Genomic DNA, 13117 nt, shown 5'->3' on the forward strand with positions numbered 1-13117 from the left:
GTTTTAGCTAATAGGTACCCCGTTTTTATGTAGAATAGCATTGAGTATCTATTTACCTGGTGAGAAAAGATTTGTAGTAGTAAATAAGATTACTATAGTAGCTCTTTTTTTATTGATACTTGCCGGCGGTGTTGTGCGCAGCACGGGTTCAGGGATGGGGTGTCCGGATTGGCCAAAGTGTTTCGATCAATACGTTCCACCTACAAGTGAGTCTCAGTTGCCGGAAGGGTATGAGCAGCAGTACATTGAAAATCGGGCAAAAAAGAATGAGCGTTTTGCAAAAACATTGGATTTATTCGGCTTTAGTAAGCTTGCTCAGGATTTGCGGAATGATAAAAGTATTTTGCAACATGAAGCGTTTAATGCAGCTAAAACTTGGACAGAATATATCAACAGACTTGTAGGAGCCATTACAGGGGGCTTGCTCTTACTCTGCGTTGTTTTTTCTACGGCATTTCTTAAAAGTAAGAAAAGAATTTTTTTCTTTAGTTTATTGAATTTGGTCGTGGTATTCTTTCAGGCGTGGCTTGGATCCATCGTAGTGTCTACTAACCTCTTAGCTTGGGTGATTACGGTGCATATGCTTTTGGCATTGGTAATCCTTGGAATAAGTATTTATACATATTTCCAGGCTAAGGTTTTGCGTGACCATATGCTGTTGATCAATAGAGGTAGCAAATGGGCGAAAATACTCGCTTTTTTTGTTTTACTAATGACTCTTCTACAGGTTACGCTGGGGACTACCGTGAGGGAGGAGATAGACCTTATTAGCAGCACTGATGTAAGCGTTGAACGATCAAGTTGGGTGGAAAAGTTAAGTGACAACTTTATTTATCATAGAGATTTAGCCATTATTTTAATTGTGTTCAATGTCTTACTGTTCTTTCTCGTGAGAGCTCGCTACGCATATAAGAGCGAACAGAGCCTGTTTGCAAACGTAATGGTTGGCTTGGTTAGTGCGCAGATAATATCTGGTTTTGTTTTGGCTTATATGGGTTTTCCGGCTTACGCTCAAACGGTGCACTTAGTAATTGCAACTTTGCTTTTCGGGGCGCAGTTTTACCTAATGCTCCTACTGGGGAAAACCAGTGAATATGTAGGGCAGTAAATTGATTAACGTGAAGGGTTTTTTTTATGATTTGAAGCAATTGATTAAAGTTCGACTGTCATTTACAGTTGTTTTTTCGGCGTCTATTGCTTTTTTAGTAGGGAGTAAAGCACAGGGAGATGTTAACTGGGTTAATTGGGTGATTTTAACGGTGGGAGGATTGTTGGTAACGGGGTCAGCTAATGGTTTCAATGAAATTATTGAACGGGATCTTGATAAGTTGATGAAGAGAACGGAAGACAGACCTTTGCCTTCCGGTAGGATGACTTCTGGGCAGGCTTTGGTGCTGAGTTTATTGATGGGGCTGATAGGTACGTTATTATTGGTGAGATTGAATTTTCTGACCGGGGTTTTATCGGTTTTCTCCATTCTTTTATACGCTTTTCTGTATACACCTTTAAAGCAGAAGTCTCCAATAGCTGTTTTTGTTGGCGCTTTCCCAGGAGCCTTGCCTCCTTTGATAGGTTATTTTGCAGCATTTAAAGAGCCTTTTATAGATGAGATACCGCTAATATTGTTCGGTATACAGTTTGTTTGGCAATTTCCGCATTTTTGGAGTATTGCTTGGGTATTGGACGATGACTATAAACGAGCTGGTTTTAGGTTACTTCCCACCACTAAACGGGACAAACTTAGCGCTTTTATGGTGTTTATATCTGCGACCTTGTTAATACCAGTGTCTCTGCTGCCTGTTTATTACGGATTTGCAGGATACTTCTTAGGAACAGTTTCGTTGTTGGCGGGTATAGTTTTTACCTATTTTAGCCTTCAACTATTTATAAACCAGGACTTGGCATCGGCTAGAAAAGTAATGTTTACCTCCTTTTTTATTTTACCTTTGATGCAACTGGTTTTGTTATTTGATTTTATAAAAATATGATAATGGTTCAACCAAGAGAAAATGAAGATTATTTGGTTTCACTGAAAGCAAAGAGATTTTCTCTTTACGTGTTTTTGGTGGTTTCATTTATGTTGTTCGCTGCTTGGTCAAGTGGTTTCATAGTGTATACCGCGAGTGGAGCAGATAAGGGCTTAAAAACGCTGTTACCGAATACATTTATTTATAGTACGTTGGTAATACTGATCAGTAGCTTTAGTATACATCTAAGTCATCGTGCGGCTAAAGTAGGCGATTTTCTTCGGCAGAAGATATGGTTAGGTACCACCATTATATTGGGGTGTCTGTTCTTTGTTTTGCAGTATATGGCTTGGATGGAATTGGCCAACCGGGGCGTTTTGTTCATTAATAATAATGCTTCACAGTCTTTTATCTATGTTTTTGTCTGGGCACATCAAGCCCATATTTTTGCCGGTATAATCGTGTTGTTAAATGCGCTTTTTAAAGCAAATGATAAGCAACCGTTGATTAAGAATAATTTTAGAATGGAACTTGCCACTATTTTTTGGCATTTTCTTGATATTCTATGGATATATATTTATGTTTTCTTACTTTTGAATCAATAAAACTAATTAAATGAGTACTACTGTATCGCAATTAGATCAAGTGAAGTCTGGCCCATGGAGTGGAGGCAAATCACCTTTTGCTATGGAATATGGCAAGATTATGATGTGGTTTTTCTTGGTGTCAGATGCTTTTACCTTTTCGGCGTTTCTAATTTATTATGGGGCACAACGCTTTGCCCAGATAACTTGGCCGGATCCTGATGTGGTTTTCCAGTCCATTCCTTTCATAGCAGATCATGGTTACCCATTGGTTTTTGTTGGTATTATGACCTTTATTCTGATTATGAGCTCAGTAACCATGGTGTTAGCAGTGGAAGCAGGGCATCGTAACTCCAAGAAGGAAGTTGTTTGGTGGATGATTGCTACAATTATTGGTGGTTTAATGTTTTTGGGCTGTCAAGCACTCGAGTGGACCCATTTGCATCACGAAGGTTATTGGTGGGGAAGTATTCCATCACACTATGAAGGAATAGATAAATTAGGTGCACTTCAGTTTGCCAACTTGTTTTTTACCATTACTGGTTTTCACGGGTTCCACGTAACGACTGGGGTCGTCATTAATATCGTTATATTGTGTATGACGTTAGCCAATGTCTTTGAGAAGAGGGGGACTTATTTAATGGTAGAGAAAGTAGGGCTGTATTGGCACTTCGTTGATTTGGTTTGGGTATTTGTATTTACCTTTTTCTATTTAGTTTAAGGATTCATTTATAAAGTAGTATATTATTATCATGAGCGCAGATAATTCACATATAGAACATGGACATGAAGAACAGCATGCCGATATGTCAAAAAAGCTAATATGGAAAGTCTTTTTCTATCTTTTAGCCCTTACTTGTCTAGAGTTTTTTATAGCATTAGCTTTAGTGTATCACGGTCCGTTAGAAAAAGGCCCGTTGGTTAATTTCATTTATATAGTGCTTACCTTAGTGAAGGCCTATTATATTGTTGCATATTTTATGCACTTGAAGTTTGAAAAGATGGGTTTTATAATATCTACTTTAATCGTTTTTGTATTTATTATTTACTTCATTATTCTGATGTTGACAGAAGGTTCTTACCTGCATACCTATTTAAACCATGTTTTCGATTAGTTAGCATTAAGTGGGGTTCGATGGTGTCAGTTAATTATTGAATGGAAAATCAACCGAAATCTTCTTCATTAAAAAAGGTTTTAATCCTGGCAGCGATTTTAGCGTTGCCGGGATTTTGTTATTATTTGCTACAGGAAAAGGGAGAGAACCGATATCAATCTTTACCTTTTTACGGGGAAAAGAAGCTCGCTGGAACCTTTCATAATAAAAGGGGTAAACAGATACCCGATACCCTGTATCATCAGGTAAAGACATTCGAAGCGCTTAGGGACGACAGCAGCCTATTTGTATTTAACCCCGATTCAGGTGTAACCGTTGTCGGTTTATTCTATATGGGGAATCAGCCATTGGCGACCGCCATCAATCAGGCAATGGATAGATTAGCTTTCCGTTTTGAGCGTAACAATATGGTTAAGCTTTTATCGTTAACAGTCGATCCGCTGCACGACCGTCCGCAAGTGGTAGCTTCTTATAAGCAACAATGGAAACAAAGGAAAAATTGGTATTTCCTTATCGGAAGTAGTAATGAGGCCATACAAACGATAGGCCGGAAAGATTTTTTACTAGATATTGTTCACCATTCCGACCAGGATCTGCCTATTTCGCATAGTTCAAAATTGGTGTTGCTAGATTCGCATCGCAGAATAAGGGGTTATTACGACGCCTTGAATAAAAAGGATATTGAGCGATTGATTGACGAAGTCACATTGCTTTTAACGGAAGAGTTTAGAAATATTGGATATTAGTGCAAATAAGTATGAGTGATAAAGTTATTTTTAGATTGGTTTGGGGAGTGTCTATCTTTGTGTTTTTGGTGGTAGCATTACTGCAAACAGGGATAATAACATGGAAAGTAGTTCCAGGTTGGGTAATTCAACTGCCTAAAGTAAATGCCATGATCAATGGTACCTGTACCGTTTTGTTAATAACTTCTTTTTTTTACATCAGGAAAGGGAATGTTGAAATACACAAGCGGTTAAATATTCTTACCTTTATGTTGTCGGCTTTGTTTTTAGTGCTCTATATCATTTATCATTCAAGCGGTAACGAAGCTAAATTTGGAGGCGATGGTGTTCTGCGCCCGATTTATTTCTTTATTTTGATTACCCATATCATACTTTCGGCTATTGTATTGCCTTTGGTGTTATTGAGTTTTTATCGTGGAATGAAAATGCAAGTTGAAAAACACCGTAAACTGGTGCGATGGAGTTTTCCGATATGGCTCTATGTTACAATTACAGGTGTGCTTGTTTATTTAATGATGGCCCCTTATTATTGATAATTTAGTTCATATATTTCTGCAATATCCAGTGAGTGTAATATTTATTGATTAAATTCGTATTAGTTTAAGAGAATGATAAGCGTGAACGGTTTATGAAAGGTTTTATCAGGAGATTTGGTTTAACGTTGCTTTTAACTTTAGCAGTGTTATCAGTTAATATAACAAACAGCTATGCACAATGTGCTATGTGTACTATGAGTGCTGAGCAATCTGTCCAGAATGGAAATACGCAAGGAAAAGGGTTAAATAAGGGCATACTTTTTTTATTAGCCATGCCTTACCTGGCTGTTGGGGCAATAGGATACCTGTGGTATAAAAAGTATAGAAGAAAACGTGCCAGCATAAATTTTGAGCAAGACCCGATCAACCTGAACTAGACAGGATAAAGCTATGGCAACTTACAAAAGTAAGATGCGTGCAATGATAGAAGCCCGTTGCCCACAATGTCGCATAGGGAGAATGTTTATCGGTGGAACCTATGGGTTTAAAAAGCAACGTACAAACGACGTTTGTCCTTACTGCGGATTAGAGTTTGAAATAGAACCGGGCTATTTTTATGCAGCGATGTATGTGAGTTATGCAATGGCTGTGTTAGAAGTAATCGTTATCGGAATGTTGATTTATCTGGTGACATCCAGTGAATCTCCTTGGCTATATTCTGCTGTTATCTTTGTCATGATCGTGCTTTTGGCACCATTTAATTATCGATACTCGCGATTGATATTATTATTTTACCTTACACCAAAGATAAAGTATCATCCTAAATATGAACAGGATGAGCATGTTTGAGCTGTTTTTTAATTGGATACGCAAGATGATTTTTTTGAATAGAACCCTTTACATTATTCTTTTTTCGATACTTTTAATAAGCTCATGTAAAATTATGTCGCCTAGGGCCTATCAGGCTATGTTGGATACCCAAGATTCGCTTAATCAGGGCTGGCGCGAAGCACAGATAAAAAATGATAATTTAGCTGATGAAGTCGCGCGTCTGAAAGCCGATACTGCTTCATTAGGCAGGAAGCTTGCTTCACTGGAAGAAAACCTCTCTTCAAGTTCAAGTGAGGCACAAAAATTAGCGGCAGATCTCGCTGAACGGGAAGATCGATTGAAAGAGGTGGAAGAGGTTTTACGTAAACGGGACGAAGCGAGCAATGCATTAAAGGAGAAATTACAGCGAGCTCTACTTGGGTTTGAAGAAAGCGGACTAAGCGTTGATATGAAAGATGGTAAAGTTTATGTTTCACTAACAGATAAATTGCTTTTTCCTTCGGGAAGTATTGTTATAGATGAAAGAGGAAAGCAGGCGTTGATAGAATTGGCTAAAGTTTTGAATACACAGCCAGAAATAAGTATTGCTGTAGAAGGACATACTGATGATCAGCGTGTTAGAAGCCTAGGGCAAATTAAGGATAATTGGGACCTCAGTGTGCTGAGGTCAACGTCGGTTGTTCGTTTCTTAACCCAGGAGCAGGAAATTGATCCGATACGCCTTACAGCAACCGGCAAAGGTGAGTTCACACCGATAGATACGGCCGATACTCCTGAGGCCCGCAGTATGAATCGAAGGATAGAAATTGTATTATCGCCTAAACTTGACGAACTCTATCAACTTGTGAAATAATCTAACGCTACCGATACCGAACGGCTCCCTCGGGTTAAAACGGCTGCCCAATGTCTTTCAGTAAAGGGAGCGCTCGATCCTTTTCGGAAATGATAAGTTCGTTTTCTGGCAAAGACCAGTGGATTGCTAAGGCAGGGTCATTATAACGCACGCCGAACTCGTGTGTTTTATCATATTTCCCAGTTACCTTATAGGAAAAAATAGTGTTATCTTCCAGTGAAAGAAAGCCATGCAAAAAACCCACTGGAATCCACAGCATTTTAGCATTTCTTTCACTCAATTCTATTTGAAATACTTGTCCATAAGTAGACGAATTTTTTCTGATGTCAACGGCTACATCGATTACACAGCCTTTTATCACGCGTACCAGTTTGCCCTGGGCGTTTGGACCAGCCTGGGCATGCAAACCACGTACAGTGCCCTTGCTAGATAGCGATTGATTGTCTTGCAAAAAATGTTCTTCGATCCCATTCTTTTTAAAAGTATCTTCGTTGTATGTTTCTAGAAAATGTCCCCTGCTGTCTTTCCAGATTTGGGGTTCAATAATTAGTAGACCTTCAATGGCTGTTTTTATAAAATTCATTTTTATTCTGTTTGCAAAGCGTAAATAACTTTTAGTAGTCTATAGATTCCATCGTGGTATCAAAAATAAAAAGATGACCTTTTAGCTCTTCCTGCATTTTTTTATGCAAAACGGGGAGCAAAGTTTCTTTAAACGTTGAAATTTCTTTTAGATTAGGGGCAATCAACTGTAGGCTTATGGTTTGACCATCGTTGGGAGAGTCTAATATTTTAAGAAGCTTTATTTCTTCGAATGTGAGCTCTTTTTTTATCAAAGGGATATACACTTGTTGAAGCCACGAGAGATGTTCACCCGCATGCTCGTTAGCGATTATGTTGGTAATGTTTAATAGAAGCATTTGCGAAGATAAGCATCCTCTATGAATTTAGATAAATGCATTTTAAATCGGAGAAAATGTGTACTTTAAATGTTACGTATTAGAGTTGAAAACTATGATCTGTTTTTGTTAACTTAACAGTTAGATTGTACGTAACCGAATAAACACTGTCGTCTATGTTTATTGATGAGGGAAGAGGCGAGACGACATATAATGGTTGCTTTGGAGATGGAATTAAATAATAATACATGAGAATTTTTATACTCATTCTTTTTGGTTTCTTTTTTTTAATATTGAATGCTTGCAAGTATTTTACAAAAAAAGAAAGCATACCCGTTGAAACTTTTTTTAGGAAATCATCTCAATCAAATTTTCAGATTTCTCCCGATGGTAAGTATATCTCTTACCTACAGACCTATAATGGTACGCAGAATATCTATATCTCTACAATTGAAAATGATGATCGACCAATACGTATCACAACGGAAACAGATCGAAATATTGTACATTACTTTTGGGCGGATAATAAAGAGTTAATATTCTGGAAAGAACGATCTTTTGAAGAGAACCTGAGTATCTATGCAGTAAACACGAGTTCATTGTCAGTTCGTAATCTGATCGTTCCCGGGAAAATGCGTTTTAGGTTTATAAGCCAAAAGCTTTTTAATGACAATGAAATTTTAATTTCTCTTAATAAAAGGGATTCTTCTGTTTTCGATGTTTATCGTTTAAATATTTATGACTGTAACCTGCAGATGGTTGCAAAAAACCCAGGGAATATCAGCAATTGGTTTATTGATTTAGATGGGAAGGTTCGATTGGCTGTTGCTAGCGATGGTGTTAACGAGACCTTGCTATATCGTGAAAGTGAAACGAAAAGGTTTAAGGAGGTAATAAATAACAACTTTAAAACAACTGTAAGGCCTTTACGCTTTATAAAAGGAAAGCCCAATCATATTTATGCGCTATCGAATATCGACCGAGATAAATTGGCTTTGGTAGAAATAGACGTAAATAAAGGAGAGGAAGTGAAAACTATTTATATACATCCTGACGTCGATGTTGACAATATAAGATTCTCGGAGACCTTAAGCGATATAGCGTATGTGGAATATGACACATGGAAACCAACAAGACATTATTTTAATAAGCAAGTAGAAAAGGTGCATAATAGTTTAGTTGAGCGTCTAGAAGGCTCTTGGATGGAAGTGGTAGCCTATGATAAGGAGGAAAAGCACTTTATTGTAAGAACCTATGCTGACGACGATCCTGGTGCGATTTATTGGTATGGACTTACCGACGATAAATTGGTTAAACTTGCTGACGTCAATGCGGCTTTAGGGAAGGTTAAATTAAGTAAAATGGACGCTATTAGTTATAATGCCCGTGATGGCAAAAGAATAGATGGCTACTTGACCATTCCTCCCTATAAAACCAAAAAGAACCTGCCGCTCATTGTTATTCCCCATAATGGACCATCTACACGCAACGTGTGGGGCTATAATAGTGAAGTGCAGTTTTTAGCGAGTAGAGGTTATGCTGTATTTCAGGTTAATTACAGGGGGTCAACAGGTTATGGAAAAGAATTTTGGTCTTCGGGTTTCGGTGAATGGGGAGGGAAAATACAGGAAGATATTGCCGATGGTGTAAAACATCTTATTGATAAGGGTATTGCTGATCCGCAAAGGGTTGGTATTTTTGGCTATAGCTTCGGCGGTTTTTGTGCTTTGTATGGCGCATGTTTTTTTAATGATATCTACAGTTGTGCGGCGTCTTATTCTGGAATAACCAGCTTGTTTACCTATCTGAAAGAGATTCCGCCATACTATAAACCTTATCTGCAGATGTACTACGAAATGGTTGGAAACCCAGAACAGCAGGCTGATTATTTTAAGGCGGTATCCCCGATATTTCACACGGATAAAATGGAAGGTCCGATCTTCATAGCACAGGGAGGAAAGGATGAAAGAGGAAACACCAACGAAACTAACCAAATGGTGCGCGAGCTGAAAAGTAAGAAGGTTCCTGTTACATATTTGTTGAATGATCAAGAGGGACATTATTTTAAAAATGAGGAGTCAAGGTTGGAGCTGTACAGACAGCTGGAAGTTTTTTTTGAAAATAATTTAGGTAAGAACTAGCCTTAGAATTAACAATATTATGGCAAGAGCTTATCAATATAGGAAAAACTATTGGCTTATTGTGACCTTTGCAATATTGGCATCTATGATCTTTATCATGGCAATGGGGTTCGCAAAAAAATATGTCCGTAAGGTTGTTGAAAACGAATTTGTTGGAAGGAAAGTAGATGTATTAGAAGAGAATATAGCGTCTTATAATGACTTTTTTTTTAACAAAATACCTGAGGTGTCTTTTTATCAGGGTTACTTGGATTCTGCGGGAGCCGCTGTTTATGCGGACTCTGTCTTAAAAAAATTTGAGTTTGTTAGACGCATTTTATTTTTTGATGTCAACGTTAGCCAAAACAGTGCTGGCTTAGCAGTAACACCCAAAGCGGTTTATCAATTTGATAATAAACGGGCTACAGGAGAGGTGATTTTTCAGGATAGTAGTGGTCATGAACTTAGTTTAGGTATTGCCGATAATTTTAATAGTATGGCAAGTAAACTAGTGAATTTCATGGAGATTGCCGATACTTCCAGAAGTATCGATAACGATGAAATCAACAAATTCTTTTACACGGTTGTGCCTGGAAAAATTACCTACATGAATATTCCTAGAAAGGAAGATATAAAAGCATATAAAAAAATTCTTAGGGGAGATTTGAAAAATACATCAGCATATGAGCAAGATATATTTACCTATTTCATTGATCCAATAGGATTGAAATTGCAGAATAATCATCCTGAACTTTATGAAAAGATTGAAATAAAACCGCTGTTTTATGCTACTTTAGATACCGATCCCGACCTTCTGACAACAGAAACGTCCTTGCCAGGTGCACTTGCAGCGTATAAGTTATACTTCAGCTCTAACAGAAGCTATCTAGTTAAAGAAGTTAATAAGCGGTTTTTGCCATTAGCTTTAGTTATTTCATTGGGTTATATAGTATTGTTTATTATAGGCTATTTGATTTATCGCAACATAAGCTTCAACAACCGAATGTTTAAACTGCAATATGATTTCGTTAACAATTTGACACATGAATTTAAAACACCGGTTAGTGTGATAAAAATTGCAGGGAATAATATTTATAGTGCAAAAGAGCTTAAAGAAGATGCTAGAAAGCATTATGGGAAAATTTTGGATGAAGAATCGGACAAACTCAATAATTTACTCAATACCTTGCTGTCGTTTACACAAATTGAAAACAAAGCCATTAAATTGAAGTATGAGCAAGTCGATTTAAAGGAATTTTGCGAGCGTATCATTGATAGCTACAAGTTAAAATATGCTGATTTTGATCTGCAATGTGCTGTTGAGGAGGTATTATCTTTTAAAACTGATAGAGTCTTATTGGGAAGTGTTTTTCAGAATTTGATCGATAACGCGTATAAATATTCTGAAGTAGGAAAGAAAAGTTTAAAAATCACAATTTTTAAACAAAAAAAGCAAATAATGTTTAAGTTTGTTGATAAGGGGATAGGAATACCCAGGAGAGAACTTGCGAATATTTTTAAAAAATTTTATCGAGTAAAGAGCCAATATAATCAACAAGGTAGTGTAGGGTTGGGCCTGGCTTTTTGTAAGGAACTGATAAACTTTATGGATGGTGAGATCCAGGTTAAAAGTGCTGAAGGGAAGGGCTCTACATTTACCGTAGTACTTCCTTATACAGAATAATAGTTAAATATAACAGCCCAGAAATTAGTATTATGCAAAAAAACACAAAAATTGCTGTAATTGAAGACGATGAAAATCTTCGGTTTTTGGTGGTTCACCGCTTAGAATCTGAGCATTATCAGGTGATACAGGCTGCTAACGGAAAAGATGCCGAAACATTAATTTTAGATCAAAAACCAGATATCGTTTTATTGGATTGGATGTTACCAGGAAGGCAGGGCTCGGAGGTTTGTGCAAATTTAAGAAAGGCAGGCTTTAATAATTTAATCATTATGATGACTGCTAAGTCACAGGATGTAGATAAAATCGACGCATATAGTTTCGGTGTGTCAGATTATATCACTAAACCTTTTAATATGGACGTATTGATCGCGATGATTGAAAATAAGGTGAAGTTCTTTTTGAGCAATACGAACGATAGTTTGTTTTTTGGAAATACTGAACATCATCCTAATACGCACTCCTTAATACGGGAGGGGAAGAAGATAGAACTTACCATATTAGAAAACAGGATATTGCTGTATTTCCTGCAGAATATCGATCGTGTAATAAGTCGAGATGAATTAATGCAAGTTGTTTGGGGATATAGTTCTAATGTGAATACCCGCACCCTGGATATGCATATTGTGCGATTAAGAAAGAAAATAGAGACGAACCCCGATAAGCCAGAACATTTACAAACGGTAAGAGGTATGGGTTATAAATTTGTGGCAGAGAAACAGGAGTAAAATGTAAAGAGCTGTTAAACGCTTTTGATGATTTGTTTTTTAAGTAAAAACAAATTATCTTCGTAGACAACTCAGCAAGACCATACTCAATTGAAAAGGTATGGTCTTGCTTATTTTTTAGACTATAACCATTATTAATGTATTATTTTTTATGGCAGATATAACTTATTATAGCAAAGAGGGACTGGAAAAGCTTAAGGAGGAACTTCAATTCTTAAAGACGGAAGGGCGGGCGTCTATCGCAAAGGCTATCGCCGAAGCAAGAGATAAAGGAGACCTGTCTGAAAATGCCGAGTATGATGCCGCAAAGGAAGCGCAAGGGCTACATGAAGCAAAGATAGCTAAGTTAGAAGAAGTTTTGGCAAATGCTAGACTAATTGACGAATCAAAGCTCGATACTTCAAAAGTGTTGGCATTGTCTATTGTGAAACTAAAAAACACAAAAAATGGTGCTGTCATGACATATCAATTGGTGTCAGAGACAGAAGCTGACTTGAAATCAGGGAAGATTTCGGTTAAATCGCCTATTGCCCAAGGACTTTTAGGTAAATCTGTAGGTGATAAGGCCGAAATAGAGGTGCCAGCAGGTAAGATTGAATTTGAAATATTAGAAATTTCGCGATAGAATAAAGCGGTTATGTGCGGGTCTTGCCATAACCGCACAATAGCAACAAAAACGAACGAATAATATGTCAACTATTTTTTCAAAGATTGTTTCCGGAGAAATACCAGCTCATAAAGTTGCTGAATCCAATGATTTTTTAGCGTTTTTAGATAACAGCCCTTTAGCTGAGGGGCACGTTTTGGTAATACCGAAAAAGGAAACAGATTATATTTTTGATATCGACGACGCGAATTATATGGGTATATGGATGTTTGCTAAAATTGTAGCCCAGGGCATCAAAGTGGCATTTCCTTGTGAAAAGGTTGGTGTTGCAGTTGTAGGCTTGGAGGTTCCGCATGCTCATATACATTTAGTTCCTATTAATGAAATAGGCGATATCAACTTTTCTAAAGAAAAGCTCACGATAGATGATGAAACACTAAGCGAGCATGCGGAGAGGATAAGACAGGCTTTAGCAGACTTAACGAGCAACAATTAACTGTTTATTCT

At 37.4% G+C, this 13117-nt stretch carries 17 protein-coding genes; 15 read left to right on the plus strand and 2 right to left on the minus strand.

All coding sequences use genetic code 11. The features are described from left to right. The first annotated feature begins 40 nt into the window (after positions 1-40). From H8S90_RS07180 to H8S90_RS07225, 10 genes are all read left to right on the plus strand, one after another. Complete coding sequence (locus tag H8S90_RS07180) at positions 41-1108, plus strand: heme A synthase (protein WP_187341885.1); 1068 nt, start codon at positions 41-43, stop codon at positions 1106-1108. A gap of 10 nt (positions 1109-1118) precedes the next feature. Beyond that, positions 1119-1988: a heme o synthase gene (gene cyoE, locus H8S90_RS07185; protein ID WP_187341886.1), complete on the plus strand. Its 870-nt coding sequence runs from the start codon at positions 1119-1121 to the stop codon at positions 1986-1988. Positions 1989-1990: 2 nt separating this feature from the next. After that, positions 1991-2572, plus strand: a complete 582-nt coding sequence (locus H8S90_RS07190; protein ID WP_187341887.1) for a cytochrome c oxidase subunit 3 — start codon at positions 1991-1993, stop codon at positions 2570-2572. Between the two features lie 10 nt (positions 2573-2582). Then, positions 2583-3272 carry a cytochrome c oxidase subunit 3 gene (locus tag H8S90_RS07195; protein WP_187341888.1) on the plus strand — a complete coding sequence of 230 codons (690 nt, stop codon included), beginning with the start codon at positions 2583-2585 and terminating at the stop codon, positions 3270-3272. Positions 3273-3303: 31 nt separating this feature from the next. After that, positions 3304-3666, plus strand: coding sequence for a cytochrome C oxidase subunit IV family protein (locus H8S90_RS07200; RefSeq protein WP_187341889.1), 363 nt, complete (start codon positions 3304-3306; stop codon positions 3664-3666). A 41-nt stretch (positions 3667-3707) separates the two neighbouring features. Then, on the plus strand, positions 3708-4412 hold the full coding sequence (locus H8S90_RS07205) for an SCO family protein (protein WP_187341890.1): 705 nt from the start codon (positions 3708-3710) through the stop codon (positions 4410-4412). Between the two features lie 11 nt (positions 4413-4423). Further along, positions 4424-4945 carry a DUF420 domain-containing protein gene (locus H8S90_RS07210; protein WP_187341891.1) on the plus strand — a complete coding sequence of 174 codons (522 nt, stop codon included), beginning with the start codon at positions 4424-4426 and terminating at the stop codon, positions 4943-4945. A 95-nt stretch (positions 4946-5040) separates the two neighbouring features. Next, positions 5041-5325 carry a hypothetical protein gene (locus tag H8S90_RS07215; protein ID WP_187341892.1) on the plus strand — a complete coding sequence of 95 codons (285 nt, stop codon included), beginning with the start codon at positions 5041-5043 and terminating at the stop codon, positions 5323-5325. Positions 5326-5338: 13 nt separating this feature from the next. After that, positions 5339-5737, plus strand: coding sequence for a DUF983 domain-containing protein (locus tag H8S90_RS07220; RefSeq protein ID WP_187341893.1), 399 nt, complete (start codon positions 5339-5341; stop codon positions 5735-5737). A 94-nt stretch (positions 5738-5831) separates the two neighbouring features. Further along, positions 5832-6572, plus strand: coding sequence for an OmpA family protein (locus tag H8S90_RS07225; protein WP_255501852.1), 741 nt, complete (start codon positions 5832-5834; stop codon positions 6570-6572). Between the two features lie 34 nt (positions 6573-6606). Here the strand turns inward: H8S90_RS07225 and rfbC are convergent, their stop codons facing one another. Both rfbC and H8S90_RS07235 read right to left on the minus strand, forming a co-directional pair. Continuing rightward, entirely contained in the window at positions 6607-7155 is a 549-nt protein-coding gene (gene rfbC / locus H8S90_RS07230; protein WP_187341894.1) for a dTDP-4-dehydrorhamnose 3,5-epimerase, read from the minus strand. 31 nt (positions 7156-7186) lie between these two features. After that, positions 7187-7492: a DUF4286 family protein gene (locus tag H8S90_RS07235; RefSeq protein ID WP_187341895.1), complete on the minus strand. Its 306-nt coding sequence runs from the start codon at positions 7490-7492 to the stop codon at positions 7187-7189. A 227-nt stretch (positions 7493-7719) separates the two neighbouring features. On the opposite strand from H8S90_RS07235, the gene H8S90_RS07240 reads away from it, so the two are divergent. The 5 genes from H8S90_RS07240 (at position 7720) to H8S90_RS07260 (ending at position 13106) form a co-directional block, all read left to right on the plus strand. Then, entirely contained in the window at positions 7720-9612 is a 1893-nt protein-coding gene (locus H8S90_RS07240; protein ID WP_187341896.1) for a S9 family peptidase, read from the plus strand. A gap of 19 nt (positions 9613-9631) precedes the next feature. Further along, positions 9632-11275: a sensor histidine kinase KdpD gene (locus tag H8S90_RS07245; protein ID WP_187341897.1), complete on the plus strand. Its 1644-nt coding sequence runs from the start codon at positions 9632-9634 to the stop codon at positions 11273-11275. Between the two features lie 32 nt (positions 11276-11307). After that, positions 11308-12003: a response regulator transcription factor gene (locus tag H8S90_RS07250; RefSeq protein WP_187341898.1), complete on the plus strand. Its 696-nt coding sequence runs from the start codon at positions 11308-11310 to the stop codon at positions 12001-12003. Positions 12004-12154: 151 nt separating this feature from the next. Continuing rightward, positions 12155-12628: a transcription elongation factor GreA gene (gene greA / locus H8S90_RS07255; RefSeq protein WP_187341899.1), complete on the plus strand. Its 474-nt coding sequence runs from the start codon at positions 12155-12157 to the stop codon at positions 12626-12628. Positions 12629-12692: 64 nt separating this feature from the next. Beyond that, the gene (locus H8S90_RS07260) at positions 12693-13106 is read left to right on the plus strand and encodes an HIT family protein (RefSeq protein WP_187341900.1); all 414 of its coding nucleotides are present in this window, start codon (positions 12693-12695) and stop codon (positions 13104-13106) included. The last annotated feature ends 11 nt before the right edge of the window (positions 13107-13117 follow it).

Origin of the sequence: Olivibacter sp. SDN3 (genome assembly GCF_014334135.1) — a bacterium.
GTDB lineage: Bacteria > Bacteroidota > Bacteroidia > Sphingobacteriales > Sphingobacteriaceae > Olivibacter.